The organism is Curtobacterium sp. ABR8 (genome assembly GCF_057812125.1).
Genome location: NZ_CM173818.1, coordinates 2,038,386 through 2,052,484, shown reverse-complemented (window position 1 = coordinate 2,052,484; position 14,099 = coordinate 2,038,386). Strand labels below are relative to the sequence as shown.

The following is a 14,099-nucleotide window of genomic DNA, read 5'->3' as shown; positions in this document are numbered from 1 at the left end:
GCCGCCCTGTCTCCCGCGACGCCGACTGCTGTGCACCTCGAGGGCCGGCGCAGGAGCCCGTCACCGTGGGCCCGTGGAGATCGCCGAGGTCCGATGTCCCGGTCACGGCCCGACGCGTTCATCCGCCGCCTCCTCGATTCCCTCTGCGAACCACGAACGCTCGGACGGCTCGCCCCGGTGGGGAAACGACCACGACGCTGGTCACGACGAGCACGGCGACGATTCCCACCGCTCCGATCGTCAGCAGGTCCGGGCGGAGGACCGACTGGCCCCGCAGGGCCTGCCACAGCGCGATCGAGGTGGCCGCGGCGTACGCCGCCCCTGCGACGACCACGACGCGCACGCGCGACCGCTCCCGCATCGTCGCCGGCAGGGCGAGCGCGAGGAGGGGCAGCACCTGCAGGGCGTGCATCCCGATGAAGTGGGACACGCGGAGGTCACCGTGGAGGCTGTTCCAGCCGAGCAGGGGGATCCCGCCGGAAGGGTCGTCGCCCCCGACGGAGTGCGAGCCGTACGTCCCCGAGCCCGGATCGGCCAGCTGCGCCGCAGTGGGGATGACCATGAGGAACCCCACGGAGAGGCCGGCCAGGGCGACGACGAGCCCGATCCGGAGCGCCCAGGCCGACGCCCGGTCGTCCAGGTTCGAGAAGACCGCGACTGCGGCGCCGACGAGCAGCGTGGCGCAGTACATCAGGGTGACCCCACCGGCCATGAGCTGGTAGAACAACTGGTTCGTCGGGGTCGACACGTTGAAGTGGCTCCCCACGCCGCGCACGACCTGGATCGAGATCACGACGATCTCGAGCAGCGATGCGGCCGCGCCGACGGTCCCGGCCCACCAGCCGATCCGTCGCAGGACGGGCCGCTGCACCAGGGAGAGCATCCACGCCAGCGTCACGGCGTAGAGCGCGAGCGACACGGAGAACTTGAGCGGCTTCGCCCAGATCGGGTCGGCTGCGAGCGTGCGCGGATCGACCAACAACCCGACGACGCACACCACCGCCCAGACGCCCATCAGCGCAGCGAACGCCACGAGCGGCCGGTGCCATCCCCGGGTACTGAGCAGGAGGGCACGGGTCGCGTCGAGGACGACGCTCACGAGCGGGCGTCCACCGCAGTCAGCTCCTCGGAGATCGACCACAGCCGAGCAGCGATCTCCGGGTCCTGTGCCTGCTTCGACCGGCCGATGACTTCGGCTCCACCGCGCATGTGCATCATGCGCCGCGGTCCGACGAAGGTCCCACCGGGCAGGTCGGCGCTCGCGGCCATGAGGGACGGCAGCGCACCGTCCTCTGGCTCCTGCCCGAGGACCGGGACGAGACGGTCCCACAGGTTGGGGCGCTGCCCGGCCGGTCGCTCGTAGATCGCCGTCTTCACCAGGCCCGGGTGGGCTGCCAGCGCGCGCACCCGGGACCCCGACGCCAGCAGGCGCCGGTCGAGTTCGGACGTGAACAGCAGGTTGGCGAGCTTGGAGTCGGCGTACGCACGGCCGGCGTTGTAGGTGCGCCGGTACCAGTCGAGGTCGGTGAGGTCGAGTCGGGCCATGCGTTCCGCCTGGGAGGCGACGGTGACGACGCGGTCGGTGATGTGCGGCAGGAGCAGCGTCGCCAGCAGGAAGTGTCCGAGGTGGTTCGTCCCGAACTGGAGTTCGTGCCCCTCCGCCGTCCGCTCCAGGTCCTTCGACTCGACGCCGGCGTTGTTCACCAGGATCGCGATCGGCTCGTCGATGCCGTCGGCGAACGCCTCGACCGTGTCGAGCCGGGCGAGGTCGAGACGGCGCACACGGTGGGTCCCCGGAATGCCGGGGAGGGCGGAGACGACCGCCCGGCCCTTCTCCTCGTTGCGGACCGCGAGGATGATCCGCGCTCCCGATCCCGCCAGTGCGACGGCCGTCGCACGGCCGATGCCGCTCGTGCCGCCGGTGATGATCACGGTCTCGTCGGTCGGAGCTCGACCGGTCCTGATGTCGTCCATGCCGTCAATGTAGACAGTGACTACTTTGTTGTCAACGTCTACACTGGCGTCATGAGTGCGCAAGCTCGTCCGTACCACCACGGCTCACTGCGGCAGGAGCTCGTGCGGGAGGGCCGTGCGCTCCTGGTCGAGGAGGGGCAGCAGGCGGTGACCGTGCGGGAGCTCGCGCGCCGCGTCGGCGTCAGTCACGGCGCACCCCTACGACACTTCCGCGACCGGGAGGCCGTCCTCGACGCGATCGCCGCGGACGGCTTCGACGAACTCCGTGGCCACCTGGAGGCCGCGCGCGGCCCCGGGGACCTCGGGCCCCGTCTCACCGAGTACGTCCGAGCGCACGTCCGCTTCGCCCAGGAGAACGGCCCGCTCGTCCAACTGATGTTCACGTCGACCGACGACGGCCCGGAACCCGAGCGCGACCACGGGTCGTGGTCCTCGGCGGAACGGTTCTTCGCCCTGGGTGCGGAACTGCTCGGCGAGCGCGACCCGGCATCGATGGGTCCGGTCCCGTTCCTGCTCGCAGCGACCACCGAGGGCATCAGCGCACTGGCGGCGGCCGGGCGGATCCCGCCGGAGCGTGTGGACGAGGTCGTCGTCGCGGCGGTGCGGATGCTCCTCCCACAGATCGAGCAGCAGCTCGGCCGGCCCTCCGACGTCTCGACGAGCCAGTCCGGCCCCTGATCGACGCGTGGCGGCCGCGGTCAGCGAGTCGCCGGGATTCAGTCCGGACGTCGTGACGAGCGCGGTGTCGGAGTCGTCGTCGCCGAGAAGGCGGCGGGGAACCGTGTTGCCGGCCCCCCGCCGCGCGCGGACGGTCAGACGCGGCCGAGCATCGCTTCGTTGAGGATGGTGCCGCCGAGCATCCAGCCACCGTCGGCGACCTCGTCGAGGATGACGAGCGTCGTGGGTCGGGCTCGCTCGCCGTAGACGTCGACGATGGCATCGGTGACGGCGTCCTGCAGCTTCTTCTTGGACTCGGGGGTCAGGGTGTCAGCAGGGACCTTGATGTTGGCGAAGGGCATGGTGTTCCTCTCAGTGGGGGTCCGGACGTTCCGGGGGTCAGGGTGCGGCGTTCGGGGACAGGAGGTCCTCGATGCCGACGCGGCGGTAGAACTCGGCTCGGATGCGGTCCGCGACGGCCGAGACGACCTCGCTGCCGTCGTGCGAGGGATCGATGTGGACGCGGTACGGACGACCACCGCCGGGCAGGTCCACGACCCGTACGATCTCGTCGGCAACGTCCTGCACGTCGGCGCCCGTCGGCACGGTCTCGGCGAGGCGGCCGGTCAGGTCCCGCCGGAGCGCTCCGTACTCCTCGTCGTGTGCAGCGACGCGGTCGGCGTCCGCCGGCACCGCGGCGTTGGTGAAGTGGTTCGTGCCCGAGGTGAAGGCGCCCGGGACCACGATGGTGGTGTCGATGCCGAAGCGGACGAGTTCTGCGGCATAGCTCTCGGCCAGGGCGTCCAACCCGGCCTTCGCCGCGAAGTACGGCGCGAGGAACGGCGGGTGCCCGCCGCGGGTCGACGAACTGCCCACCCAGACGACCAGTCCGGACCGGCGGTCACGCATGTGGGGCAGGACGGCACGGGCGACGCGCTGGGCACCGACGACGTTGACGTCGTACAGCGCCGCGAACTGCTCTGGCGTGAACGCCTCGGCCGGGCCGTAGGCCATGTGTCCGGCGTTCTGCACGAGGACGTCGATGCGCCCGTGTGCACGGACGACGGTATCGACCGCGTCCTCGACGGACTGCAGCGACTGGACGTCGAGCTCGACGGCGCCGAGCTGCAGCGCCTCACGGTCAGCGAGGTCCTCGAGCGCCCGGCGAGCGGTCGCGTTCCGGCCGTCGACCGCTCGCATCCCCGCGACGACGATGTGCCCCGCCCGCGCGAGCGACTCCGCCGTCAGCCGGCCGAAGCCGCTCGACGCGCCCGTGACGAGGACGACCCGCGGCGTCGGCATCAGACCATCCCGCCGTTGGCGCGGATGGTCTGGCCGTTGACCCAGTGCCCGTCGGGCCCGGCGAGGAACGCGACGACACCGGCGATGTCCTCCGGCGTGCCGAGCCGTTCGAGGGGCGGGACCTTCGCCAGGGTGTCGATCTGCTCCTGCGTCTTGCCGTCCAGGAACAGCTCGGTCGCCGTCGGCCCCGGGGCCACCACGTTCGCGGTGACGTCCCGGCCGCGGAGTTCCTTCGCGAGGATCAGCGTCATGCCCTCGACCGCGCTCTTGCTCGCGACGTAGGCACCGTAGGTCGGGAACTGCGTCCCGACCACCGAGGTCGACATGCCGACGAACGCGCCACCGGAGCGGAGGCGACGAGCCGCCTGCTGCGCGACGACGAAGGTGCCGCGGATGTTCGTCCGGTGCAGCGCGTCGAGGACCTCCAGGTCCTGGTCGGCGATCGTCGACAGTGCGAGGCGCCCGGCGGAGTGCACGACGACGTCGACGCCGCCGTGTTCGGCCTCGACCCGGTCGAACATCGCGGCGACAGCGTGCTCGTCGGCGACGTCGGCCTGCACGGCGACGGCACGGCCGCCTGTCCGCTCGATCTCCGCGACGGTGTAGTCGGCGGCGGCCGTCCCGCTGGCGTGGTTGACGACGACCGTGAAGCCGTCCTTGGCGAGCCGGCTCGAGACGGCGCGGCCGATGCCGCGAGAGCCGCCGGTGACCAGGGCGACGCGGCGAGGAGTGGTGCTCATAGGGTTTCCTTTCAGTGATACGCGCTGAGCATTTCGGCGCTACGGCAGAACGTAGCACAGTTACGAGCAGCGGTATGACCTGCGCTACGATCGGTGCATGGCCCGATCTGACGAAGCGCTCCGCAGCGCCCTGCTCCGCGCAGCGGAGGACCAGCTGGTCACGGCCCCCGACGGGGACGTCGCCACCCGAGCGGTCTGCGAAGCGGCCGGCGTGACCCAACCCGTGCTCTACCGGATCTTCGGCGACAAGCGCGGTCTCCTGGACGCCCTCGCCGAGACGGGTCTGCAGCGGTACACGCAGCGGAAGGCCGAACTCGAGGTGTCCGACGACCCGGCGGCGGACCTGCGCCGTGGGTGGGACGACCACCTCGCGTTCGCTCGGGAGCACGCCGCCCTCTACCGGCTGATGTTCGCTCCACGTCCGTGGGCGAACAGCGCTGCCCGCGACGGACTGACCGTCCTGCTCGAGAGGACACTGACGCGCTGTGCCGCCGCCGGCCTGCTCCGCGTCGACGTACCCGTCGCGGCGACGATGTTGCTCGCTGCCAACGTCGGACTCGCCCTCGACCGGATGAGCACACCCGCGCGGCACGAATCCGGCATCGCCGCCGACGCGCTCCGCGACGCAGTCCTGAGCGCGGTCCTGGTGGTGCCGCCCGGCCCGGGTCACGACGACCTCGACGCAGCACCCCTCCGGCAGCTCCGCGCGCAGCTCCGCGCGCAGCTCGACGCCGGCGGCTCGAGCGCGCTGCTGCCCGAGGAAGCCGCACTCATGCGAGTGTGGCTCGACCGACTCGATCCGCGGAACGATCGCGGCCACGGAGGATCCCGATGATCTCCACCTTCCTCGTCGAGCACGCGCCCCTGGTCCGCGTCGCCTTCTGGGTCGGCGTCACCGTCGCCGCGGGCCTGGCCTGGGCGCTCCACCGCCTGCGGCTCCGTGGTGTGATGCTCGGCCTGTCCGGGTTGTCGTTCATCGCGGTGGTCGTGCTCACGCTGCTGCCCGACGGCGCTCGGCCCGACGGCGTCGCGTGCACCGTGCAGTTCTCCGTGCCGTTCCAGGGCCTCGACACGCTCGCCAACGTCGCGATGCTGCTACCGCTCGCACTCTTCCTCGGCACGGCGACGAACCGACCGCTCTCCGTCCTCGCCGGCGCGGTCGCCCTCTCCGCTGTCATCGAGGTCGTCCAGGCGCTCGCCCCGGTGCTCGGCCGGCGCTGCGACACGAACGACTGGTTCATGAACAGCGTCGGAGCGGTGCTGGGGGCGGCGATGGCGCTCGCCATCTGCGCGATCGACCGACGGCGACGGGCTGCCTCCGTCTCCGCTTGAGTCGTCGCCGGCGTCGGCCGCCTCGGCGTCGACGCGGGCGTCGGCTTCGACGAGGTACCGCCCGGCGGTCCACCGCGTCAGGTCGCTCGGTGCGGTTCGGTTGCCTCACGACGGTCGAGCTCGACGAGCATCGCGACGGTGTTCCGCAGCACCTTCGGTGTCTGCACGAGGGTGACGACGAGGAACACGAGGAACATCGCCGCCGCGAACCAGAAGACCGGACGCCCGGTGACGGCGAGGGACACCTCGAGCGCCATCAGCACCACGAACACGACGGGCCCGAACCACCGCTGCCGGCGGTACTGCTGCTGGTAGTGCGTGAGCGCCTGGCGCCACTGCGCCGGGTCCGCATCAGCGGGCAGTTCGCCGCGCCGCACCGCTCGACCGAGTGCACGATCACGCGCTGCCGGGCCGACGCTCCGGCGCTGCCGACCGAACCAGAGCCCGAAGACCACGCCGAACGCGGCGCCCGTGACCACACTCGCGGCGACTCGGATCCCGACGGGGACGTCGGCGGGCATGGTGACGAACGTCGACAGGTACCAGAACCCGCCGAACGCGACCGCGAGGACGATCATCACGGCCCACAGCGGCCACCCACGCATCGAATCCACCTCGCCATCGTGCCAGCGGGACGCGGCGATCGCCCGGAATACAGAAAGCCCCCGGCCGGACCTGGTGGTCTGCCGGGGGCTTCGTCGTGGTGGGCGATACTGGGATCGAACCAGTGACCTCTTCCGTGTCAGGGAAGCGCGCTACCGCTGCGCCAATCGCCCAGATTCCCTGTCTGAACCGGGGTTCGCACAGGATCTGGAGGGTGTTGCTGGAGGTGGGGACGGGATTCGAACCCGCGTGGACGGCTTTGCAGGCCGCTGCCTAGCCTCTCGGCCACCCCACCATCGAGGTTCACGTCTCCGTGAGTACCCGAACGGTGGGATACCCTCTGGTGAGTCGAAGGGCTTCGAGAAGCCCCACACTCGAGCGGATGACGAGATTCGAACTCGCGACCCTCACCTTGGCAAGGTGATGCGCTACCACTGCGCCACATCCGCACTTGTCTTTCCGCTGTCGCGGCGACGACGTAAACTCTATACGAACCCGGGCGCTTCCACCAAAATCCTTCCCGTTCACCGGGCGTGTCCCCCGAGTTCATGCGGATCCGGCCGGTTCGAGCACCCTCGCACGGCGCAGTCTTTGCCATGTGGTGCGCGGTTGTGTGCTCCGTGCCTGCTCTCAGCCCCGCACCATGCGGTCAAGCTCGCACCGAGGCGCCAAGGCCGCACCGTGCGAACGCGCCCCACCGCCGCACGGTGCGAGCGCGCCCCAACGCCGCACGGTCCGCCGCTGCACACGCGCAGCGCGCCACACCCGGGCAGCGCGTCGTGTTCGGAGCACCGCGAGACATCCGCTACTATCGACTCGCACGAACAGTGCAGGGGGCGATTGGCGCAGTTGGTAGCGCGCTTCGTTCACACCGAAGAGGTCATCAGTTCGAGTCTGGTATCGCCCACCCTTGAGACAGAGCCCGACGCAGCAGCGTCGGGCTCTTGTCATCTCACCGGCCCGCAGCACGCGGGACGCACCATCAGCACGATCGGACGAAGGGGCGCATGACCGACGTCGACCTCGAGTTCGCCCGGGTCCGAGCGGTCCTCGACCGTCCGACCCTGCGGCTCATGTCCCGCCCGACGAGCGCGACGGTCCTCGCCGTGTTCCGCACGGTCTTCGACCGCGACGTCCAGTACGTCCCCGCCGACCGCATGCACCTGCAGGTCGAGGAGCACGTCGCCCGCCTGCAGGCCTCGGGCGCGCGCGTGCCCGCGAGCGACCAGCACGAGCAGGCCGAGCAGGACCCCCGACCGAACGGCCGCGCCCTCTGCCGTGAGTGGGTGGCGGCCCAGTGGCTCGTGCGCTCCAACTCCCCGGACGGCGACGAGCAGTACTCCCTGACGAGCCACGCGCTCGAGGCCCTGAGCCTCGTCGACGCCCTGTCCGCCGACCGTGCCCTGATCAGCGAGAGCCGCCTGGCGATGATCGTGGACGCCGTGCACCGCTGGGCCGCCCGCGCCGAGCCGGACCCCGACGTGCAGATCCGCCGCATCGACGCCCAGATCGCCGAGCTGCAGGCCGAGCGCGAACGCCTCGAGCACGGCGACGACGTCGTCACCGTCGAGGACGACCGGATGCGCGACGGCTACACGAACATCTCGGACCTCATCCGGCAGCTCCCGAGCGACTTCAAGCGCGTGGAAGAGGCCGTCGCGACGATGCACCGCTCGATCGTCGAGGACTTCCGGCAAGAGGTCCGTCCGATCGGCGAGATCCTCGACGACTACCTCGCACGCACCGACAACCTGATGCAGGCCACACCGGAGGGCCGCGCGTTCGAGGGCGCCTTCGAGCTCCTGCGCGACGACGCGCTGCTGCTCCGCCTACGGGACGACATCGCGACGATCCTGTCCCATCCCTTCGCCGAGGGCCTCGGCGCCGGTGAGCGTCGCGCATTCCGCAACACGGTGACGATCCTCCGCCAGGGCATCGAGGACGTCCTCGCCCAGCGCCGCCAGCTCACCGCCACGCTCCGCGACCAGATCGTCGCCCACGACGTGGTCCGCGACCGCGAGCTCGACGCCGTCATCCGTTCGATCAACCGCGGCCTGGCGACGCTGATGGACCAGGGCGGCGCGCGCGACCGCATCCCGCTCCCGCTGCTGCCGGCATCGGCCGAGGTCGGCACCCTGCGCGAACGCTTCTACGACCCGGACGCCGAGTCGGTGCCGCCGCCCATCGAGGAACCCGACGACGCCGTCTTCGAGGACCTCGACGTCGAGATGCTCCGCAAGCACGGCGGTCCGCTCCTGACCGAGCTGCGCGCCGCACTCCGGTTCGCCGAGGCCGATTCGAGCGTCGACGCCTTCCACGGGCTGCCGCCCGAGCAGCGCCGACCGGTCGAGTTGTTCGGCCTCGCCCACCTGCTGACGGGGCGCGACGACTTCGAGTCCGCCGCGCACCTCGCCGAACACCGCACGGTGCGCCCGGACGGCAGCCCGGTCACCTTCCACATGCCCACCGCGGCGCTCGCTGCGGAGCGCACGCCGGCCGGCGAACCCCACGACGACACACAGAACGCACAGGAGGCACGGTGAGCGACACGACGCCGGCACCGGTCGACGAGACGGTCCCCTACGACGACCCCGCGACGGTCCTGCAGGACGACGAACGCGACGAGTCCAGCTTCGCCCTCTTCGAGGGCGACGAGGGTCGGCTCGACGAGCACCAGCGCCGCGCCCTGGTGGCGCTGCTCCGCCACTCGTACGTCAGTTCCCGCACGCACCCCGACGAGTGGCGTGCGGTGCTCGACGGCGAGTACCAACTGCGGTCGCGCCTGAACGACCTGTTCCTCGAGCTGCACGTCGACCGCGACCGCGAGGTCGCCTGGAAGCGCCAGGCCCGCTCGGAGAGCCAGCGCCGCTCGTTCCCGACCCTGCTCCGCGACCTGCCGTACACCCGCGAGGAGACGATCGTCCTCGTGTACCTGCGGATGCGCCTGCGCGCCGATGCCCGGCCGGGTCCGGACCAGGTCGTCGTCGACCGCTCTGAGATCCTCGGGCACGTCGCCGGGTTCCGACCGGCCACCGCGACCGACCGCACCCGTGACGAGGGCCGTGTGGCGAAGGCCGTCGAGCGCCTCGTCACGGCGCGCATCCTCATCCGCACGTCCGACCCGGACCGCTTCCGGGTGGCGAGCGTCGTCGAGGTGCTGCTCCCCCTGGAGCGCCTGCTGGAACTGGACACCTGGTTGCGGACCACCACCGCGCAGGAAGTGGCGACCGCCCCGGGCGGCGAGCCGACCGACGGAGCCGACCCGGGCCTCCCGACTGACGACACCGACACCGACGACGAAGGCGAGACGGAAGCGTGACCGACACGTTCGAGATCCCGGCGCTCTTCGACACGGTCGCGCAGTGGCGCGCCGAGTCGATGCAGGTCGTCAACTGGGGCGGGTTCCACGGTCACCGCCAGGTCGAGCTGTCCGGCACCGCGACGCTCATCTCCGGCGCGTCCGGCACCGGCAAGTCCACGCTCATGGACGCGTACCTGGCCGTGATGATGCCGTCCGACGTGCCGTTCAACGGCGCCTCGAACGACGCCACGACCGGGCGTGCCCGCAGCGCCGACCAGCGCAACCTGCTCACGTACCTGCGCGGCAAGGTCGACACCCGCCGCGACCCCGAGTCCGGCGCCCTGCGCGACGTGAACCTGCGCGGCGACGACCAGACCACCTGGGGTGCGGCCGCGGTCACGTTCCGGAACGACGACGAGCGCCGCTTCACGGTGTTGCGGGCGTACATCGTGCCGAAGCGCGCGCGGGGCGTCGGCGACATCCAGATGACCATGGCGACGGTCGACGACACCTTCGACCTGCGTCGCCTCGAGGAGTTCGTGCCGACGCGGTTCCACCACCTCGAACTGACCGGTCGTGTTCCCGGCCTCGTCATCCGCGACACCTACCAGGAGCTCGCGTACACGCTGCAGACGCGCCTCGGCATCGGCGACTCCGGTGGCGGCAACCGGGCGATGCGCCTGCTCGCGCGCATCCAGGCCGGGCAGCACCTGCCGACGGTCGACGCGCTGTACAAGTCGCTCGTGCTCGAGACCCCCGGTACCTACGAGGCGGCCGACCGTGCCCTCGCGCACTTCTCCGCGCTCGACGAGGCGTACGAGGCGATGGACACCGAGGAACGCAAGGTCCGCATCCTCTCCCCCATCACCGACCTGCACGACGAGATCGAACGCTCGAAGGCCGCGGCCGCGGCGCTGGACGGCATCGCCACCGGTGCCGAGGTCTCCCCGTTCGCGCACTGGACGGCCTCGCGGAAGCGCGATCTGCTCGACGCCGAGGTCTCGCGGAACGCACGGGAGCGCACGGCATCGCGCGCCGAGGTCGCCGCTGCCGAGGCCCGGCACGCCGCCGTGGAGATCGAGCTGCGCGACGCCGAGGCGCGGCTGCGCGACCAGGGCGGCAACGCGCTCGCCCAGCTCGAGGACCGCATCGACCGCCGCACGCGCGAACGCGACGCCGTCGTCCGCACCCGGGCGACGTTCGACGAGCGGACCGCCGTCCTCGGGGTCTCGGTGTCCTCCGAGCAGGACTTCACCGGGATCCAGCGCGCCGCGCACGAGTTCCTCGGTGGGTACGCTGCTTCGCGCTCGGACCTGGACGACCGCCGCGACGCCCTGACGCGCGAGGAGTACCCGCTCCTCGACCGGGAGCGCTCACTGCGGCAGGAGCGGCAGTCGCTCGAGCACCGCCAGGGCGCGATGCCGCTGCCGATGCACGAGGCCCGGCTCGCGATGGCCCGGGCGGCCGGCATCGACCCCGCAGACCTGCCCTTCGTCGCGGAACTGCTCGACGTGCAGCCCGGCGAGGAGCGCTGGCGCACGGCGATCGAGTCCGTGCTGGCTCCCGTCGCCCGCACCCTGCTGGTCGACCAGGACCGGCTGGGCGCGTTCAGCGAGGCGATCGACGCGCTCCGCCTGCCCGTCCGCGTGCAGTTCGAGGGCGTGCCGACCGGTCCGCACCTGGACCTCGACGGCGACCCCGCGATGGTGTCCGGCAAGCTCGCGATCAAGCACTCGCCGTTCAGCACCTGGGTGCGCGAGCGGATCGAGTCCGAGCGCACCGACGCCCGCTGCGTGACCGACGCCTCCGAGCTCGGCGGCGGTGGCCGGCGCGTCACCGAGTCCGGCCAGCTCCGCGACGGCCGTCGTGGTGCGCACGGCGACCGTCGCCAGGCCAACGTCATCGGCTTCACGAACGAGGCCCGCGTCGCCGCCGTCGAGCAGGAGCTCGCGTCGATCGCGCAGGACCTCGCCACGCTCGAGGCCCGTCGCACCGACGTCGCACAGGACCTCACCGCGCTCGACGTCCTGCGCGCCGCCCACCAGCACGTCGTCGACGTGACCTGGGACGCCATCGACGTCGAGGGGGTCGAGACCTCGTTGGCTCGACTCGACGAGGAACGCCAGGCGCTGCTCGCCGCCGACGATGGCCTGCGGACGCTGCGCGCCTCGGTCGCCCGCCTACGGAAGTCGCTCGACGAGACCGCTGACCGACGCTCCGCAGCACGGCTCTCCGTGCAGCGGCTCGAGGAGCGGCACGCCGTGCTCGTCGACGGTCAGGACGCCGCAGCCGAGATCCTGTCGCGTTTCGACGACACCCCCGAATCGTTGCCCGACGACGAGCAGTCGCGACTGCTCGCCGAGACGTTCGCTGAGGTCGGCGCCCCGGACGGCGTGGACGGCTTCGACGACGCCACACGACGGCTCCGACGCCGGCTGGAGGAACGGCTGTCGCAGGCGCTCGACGGTGCCGCAGCGGCCTCGACGTCGCTGACGCTCACGTTCCAGCGGTACCAAGACGCCTGGCCGGACCCGAACCTCGGCACCGGCGTCGCGTCCTACCCGGACTACCACGCCATCCTCGACCAGATCGTCGCGACCGGACTGCACGCACGCCGCACCGAGTGGCGTCGGCGGCTGTCGCAGTGGAGCGGTGAGGACCTCGTCCCGCTCGCGGGCGCCTTCGACCGTGCCGTCGTCGAGATCGAGGAGCGTCTCGAGCCGGTCAACGAGATCCTGCGGGACCTGCCGTTCGGCGCGAACCGCGACCGCCTGAAGATCCAGATCCGCCGGGTGACGCGCGAGGACGTCACCGCGTTCCGCCGCGAGCTCCGCGCCCTGTCCGCCTCGGTCGACTCCGAGCTGACCGACGACGTGCTCGAGACCCGGTTCCGCCGGCTCCGGCGCTTCATGGCCGTCATCCGCCCCGACCCCGACGCCGCTCGTGGTCGCACCACGCAGCGCGACGCCGTGCTCGACGTCCGACGGCACATGGAGATCACGGCCGTGCGCTACGACACGTCGGGCGTCGACCTCGGGGTGTACTCGTCGCTCGGCGACAAGTCCGGTGGTGAGACGCAGGAGCTCGTGGCGTTCATCGTCGGTGCGGCGCTCCGCTACCAGCTCGGGGACGAGACCCGTCCCCGGCCCCGGTTCGCCCCGGTGTTCCTCGACGAGGCGTTCATCAAGGCGGACTCGGAGTTCGCCGGGCGTGCGGTCACCGCGTGGCTCCGGCTCGGGTTCCAGCTGGTCGTGAGTGCGCCGCTCGACAAGGTCACGGCGCTCGAACCCTCGATGGAGCGGCTGCTCTCGATGCGCAAGCACCCCGAGACGGGCCACTCGTCCATCACCGAGATCGCGCGGGTCCCCGCCGACGCCTGACCCGGGCGGCGCGGGCGCGGCGCGGCGGGAGGTGCCGTCCCCGAGGTTCCGAAATCTTGGCATCTCGGGCGCCCGCACCGGCGTCCGTGGAACCTCGGCGAACGGCACGCGGCATGTCGTGGCACCTCGGCGCCTCCCCGCGGTCGCTGCCGTCCCCGCCCAGTCCGACTCGCCAGGTTCCGAAATCTTGGCATCTCGGGTGCCAGTGCGGGCATCCGTGGAACCTCGGCGGACCGCACGCGGCATGTTGTGGAACCTCGGCGCGCAGAACGGGGCGCGCAGAACGGGGCGCGCAGAACTCGGCGCACAGAACGGGGCGCACAGAACCGAGCGCACCGAACCGGGCTCACTGAGTGGCGAGCACGCTACGGTGATGGCGTGTTCGGACGACGCTCCCCCAAGCCCCGCCCCGACGACGCCCCCGGCCTCGGCATCGGCGCGCTCGTGCAGGTCATCGACTCCGTGCAGGGCGGTGAGCGGTGGGCCGACGAGCCGATCGGCGTCATCGTCGCTCCCGGCGGCAACCAGATCGTCGGTTACCCCGGCGTCGGCGAGCCGCTGTCGTGGACGGTCGCGTTCGAGGAGCCCGTGTACACGAAGGACGGCCGCGGCCCCTTCGAGCGCGCGACCGTCCTGAGTCGTCAGTTGGTGCCGATCACGACCGGCAGCGGCGAGTAGCCCAGCGGGCTCAGTACTCCTCGGAGCCGCTCTTCATCATGGCTGCGACGGCCATGCAGCTCCCGACGCCACCGAGGACGCCGACGCCGATGATGATCCCTGCGATGAGTTCGAGCATGGGTGGTGACTCCT

General features: G+C 71.4%; 13 protein-coding genes and 4 tRNA genes. 8 read left to right on the top strand and 9 right to left on the bottom strand.

Annotated elements, in window-relative coordinates:
• Positions 1-118: 118 nt before the first annotated feature.
• Both ACXKZB_RS09860 and ACXKZB_RS09855 read right to left on the bottom strand, forming a co-directional pair.
• Positions 119-1,099, bottom strand: coding sequence for a hypothetical protein (locus ACXKZB_RS09860; protein WP_488822935.1), 981 nt, complete (start codon positions 1,097-1,099; stop codon positions 119-121).
• Entirely contained in the window at positions 1,096-1,974 is an 879-nt protein-coding gene (locus ACXKZB_RS09855) for an SDR family NAD(P)-dependent oxidoreductase (RefSeq protein ID WP_488822933.1), read from the bottom strand. The genes ACXKZB_RS09860 and ACXKZB_RS09855 overlap by 4 nt, the downstream gene beginning before the upstream one ends.
• 51 nt (positions 1,975-2,025) lie before the next feature.
• Here ACXKZB_RS09855 and ACXKZB_RS09850 point away from each other — a divergent pair, with 51 nt between their 5' ends.
• Positions 2,026-2,652 (top strand): TetR/AcrR family transcriptional regulator, encoded by a 627-nt coding sequence (locus ACXKZB_RS09850; RefSeq protein WP_396288332.1) that lies wholly within the window; start codon positions 2,026-2,028, stop codon positions 2,650-2,652.
• 134 nt (positions 2,653-2,786) lie between these two features.
• On the opposite strand, the gene ACXKZB_RS09845 is transcribed toward ACXKZB_RS09850, so the two are convergent.
• From ACXKZB_RS09845 to ACXKZB_RS09835, 3 genes are read right to left on the bottom strand one after another with little or no spacing between them, the layout of a single operon-like run.
• A complete protein-coding gene (locus ACXKZB_RS09845) occupies positions 2,787-2,993 on the bottom strand; it encodes a tautomerase family protein (protein WP_066656327.1) in 207 nt (68 codons plus the stop codon).
• A 37-nt stretch (positions 2,994-3,030) separates the two neighbouring features.
• Positions 3,031-3,933 carry an SDR family oxidoreductase gene (locus ACXKZB_RS09840; RefSeq protein WP_488822930.1) on the bottom strand — a complete coding sequence of 301 codons (903 nt, stop codon included), beginning with the start codon at positions 3,931-3,933 and terminating at the stop codon, positions 3,031-3,033.
• Positions 3,933-4,673 carry an SDR family oxidoreductase gene (locus tag ACXKZB_RS09835; RefSeq protein WP_488822928.1) on the bottom strand — a complete coding sequence of 247 codons (741 nt, stop codon included), beginning with the start codon at positions 4,671-4,673 and terminating at the stop codon, positions 3,933-3,935. Before ACXKZB_RS09835 ends, ACXKZB_RS09840 begins: the two co-directional genes overlap by 1 nt.
• A 97-nt stretch (positions 4,674-4,770) precedes the next feature.
• Here ACXKZB_RS09835 and ACXKZB_RS09830 point away from each other — a divergent pair, with 97 nt between their 5' ends.
• Together ACXKZB_RS09830 and ACXKZB_RS09825 are read left to right on the top strand one after the other, a co-directional pair.
• A complete protein-coding gene (locus ACXKZB_RS09830; RefSeq protein ID WP_488822926.1) occupies positions 4,771-5,508 on the top strand; it encodes a TetR/AcrR family transcriptional regulator in 738 nt (245 codons plus the stop codon).
• On the top strand, positions 5,505-6,005 hold the full coding sequence (locus ACXKZB_RS09825) for a VanZ family protein (RefSeq protein ID WP_340196125.1): 501 nt from the start codon (positions 5,505-5,507) through the stop codon (positions 6,003-6,005). Before ACXKZB_RS09830 ends, ACXKZB_RS09825 begins: the two co-directional genes overlap by 4 nt.
• Positions 6,006-6,082: 77 nt before the next feature.
• Here the strand turns inward: ACXKZB_RS09825 and ACXKZB_RS09820 are convergent, their stop codons facing one another.
• The 4 genes from ACXKZB_RS09820 to ACXKZB_RS09805 form a co-directional block, all read right to left on the bottom strand.
• Entirely contained in the window at positions 6,083-6,619 is a 537-nt protein-coding gene (locus ACXKZB_RS09820) for a hypothetical protein (RefSeq protein WP_488822924.1), read from the bottom strand.
• An 87-nt stretch (positions 6,620-6,706) separates the two neighbouring features.
• Positions 6,707-6,781, bottom strand: a tRNA-Val gene (locus ACXKZB_RS09815).
• A gap of 48 nt (positions 6,782-6,829) precedes the next feature.
• Positions 6,830-6,903, bottom strand: a tRNA-Cys gene (locus ACXKZB_RS09810).
• Between the two features lie 82 nt (positions 6,904-6,985).
• Positions 6,986-7,057, bottom strand: a tRNA-Gly gene (locus ACXKZB_RS09805).
• A 385-nt stretch (positions 7,058-7,442) separates the two neighbouring features.
• Between ACXKZB_RS09805 and ACXKZB_RS09800 the strand changes: the two genes are divergently transcribed.
• The 5 genes from ACXKZB_RS09800 (at position 7,443) to ACXKZB_RS09780 (ending at position 13,967) form a co-directional block, all read left to right on the top strand.
• Positions 7,443-7,515: transfer RNA gene (locus ACXKZB_RS09800), tRNA-Val, on the top strand.
• A 100-nt stretch (positions 7,516-7,615) separates the two neighbouring features.
• Positions 7,616-9,151, top strand: a complete 1,536-nt coding sequence (locus tag ACXKZB_RS09795) for a DUF3375 family protein (protein ID WP_488822922.1) — start codon at positions 7,616-7,618, stop codon at positions 9,149-9,151.
• Positions 9,148-9,927 (top strand): DUF4194 domain-containing protein, encoded by a 780-nt coding sequence (locus ACXKZB_RS09790; RefSeq protein ID WP_488822920.1) that lies wholly within the window; start codon positions 9,148-9,150, stop codon positions 9,925-9,927. Before ACXKZB_RS09795 ends, ACXKZB_RS09790 begins: the two co-directional genes overlap by 4 nt.
• Positions 9,924-13,289 (top strand): ATP-binding protein, encoded by a 3,366-nt coding sequence (locus ACXKZB_RS09785; protein ID WP_488822918.1) that lies wholly within the window; start codon positions 9,924-9,926, stop codon positions 13,287-13,289. Before ACXKZB_RS09790 ends, ACXKZB_RS09785 begins: the two co-directional genes overlap by 4 nt.
• A 378-nt stretch (positions 13,290-13,667) precedes the next feature.
• Positions 13,668-13,967: a hypothetical protein gene (locus ACXKZB_RS09780; protein WP_222657602.1), complete on the top strand. Its 300-nt coding sequence runs from the start codon at positions 13,668-13,670 to the stop codon at positions 13,965-13,967.
• The last annotated feature ends 132 nt before the right edge of the window (positions 13,968-14,099 follow it).

Bases quoted from the DNA above. Each gene is read 5' to 3' on its own strand.
- ACXKZB_RS09845 (WP_066656327.1), bottom strand. From the start codon at position 2,993: ATGCCCTTCGCCAACATCAAGGTCCCTGCTGACACCCTGACCCCCGAG.
- ACXKZB_RS09850 (WP_396288332.1), top strand. From the start codon at position 2,026: ATGAGTGCGCAAGCTCGTCCGTACCACCACGGCTCACTGCGGCAGGAG.
- ACXKZB_RS09855 (WP_488822933.1), bottom strand. From the start codon at position 1,974: ATGGACGACATCAGGACCGGTCGAGCTCCGACCGACGAGACCGTGATC.
- ACXKZB_RS09835 (WP_488822928.1), bottom strand. From the start codon at position 4,673: ATGAGCACCACTCCTCGCCGCGTCGCCCTGGTCACCGGCGGCTCTCGC.
- ACXKZB_RS09830 (WP_488822926.1), top strand. From the start codon at position 4,771: ATGGCCCGATCTGACGAAGCGCTCCGCAGCGCCCTGCTCCGCGCAGCG.
- ACXKZB_RS09840 (WP_488822930.1), bottom strand. From the start codon at position 3,933: ATGCCGACGCCGCGGGTCGTCCTCGTCACGGGCGCGTCGAGCGGCTTC.
- ACXKZB_RS09795 (WP_488822922.1), top strand. From the start codon at position 7,616: ATGACCGACGTCGACCTCGAGTTCGCCCGGGTCCGAGCGGTCCTCGAC.
- ACXKZB_RS09825 (WP_340196125.1), top strand. From the start codon at position 5,505: ATGATCTCCACCTTCCTCGTCGAGCACGCGCCCCTGGTCCGCGTCGCC.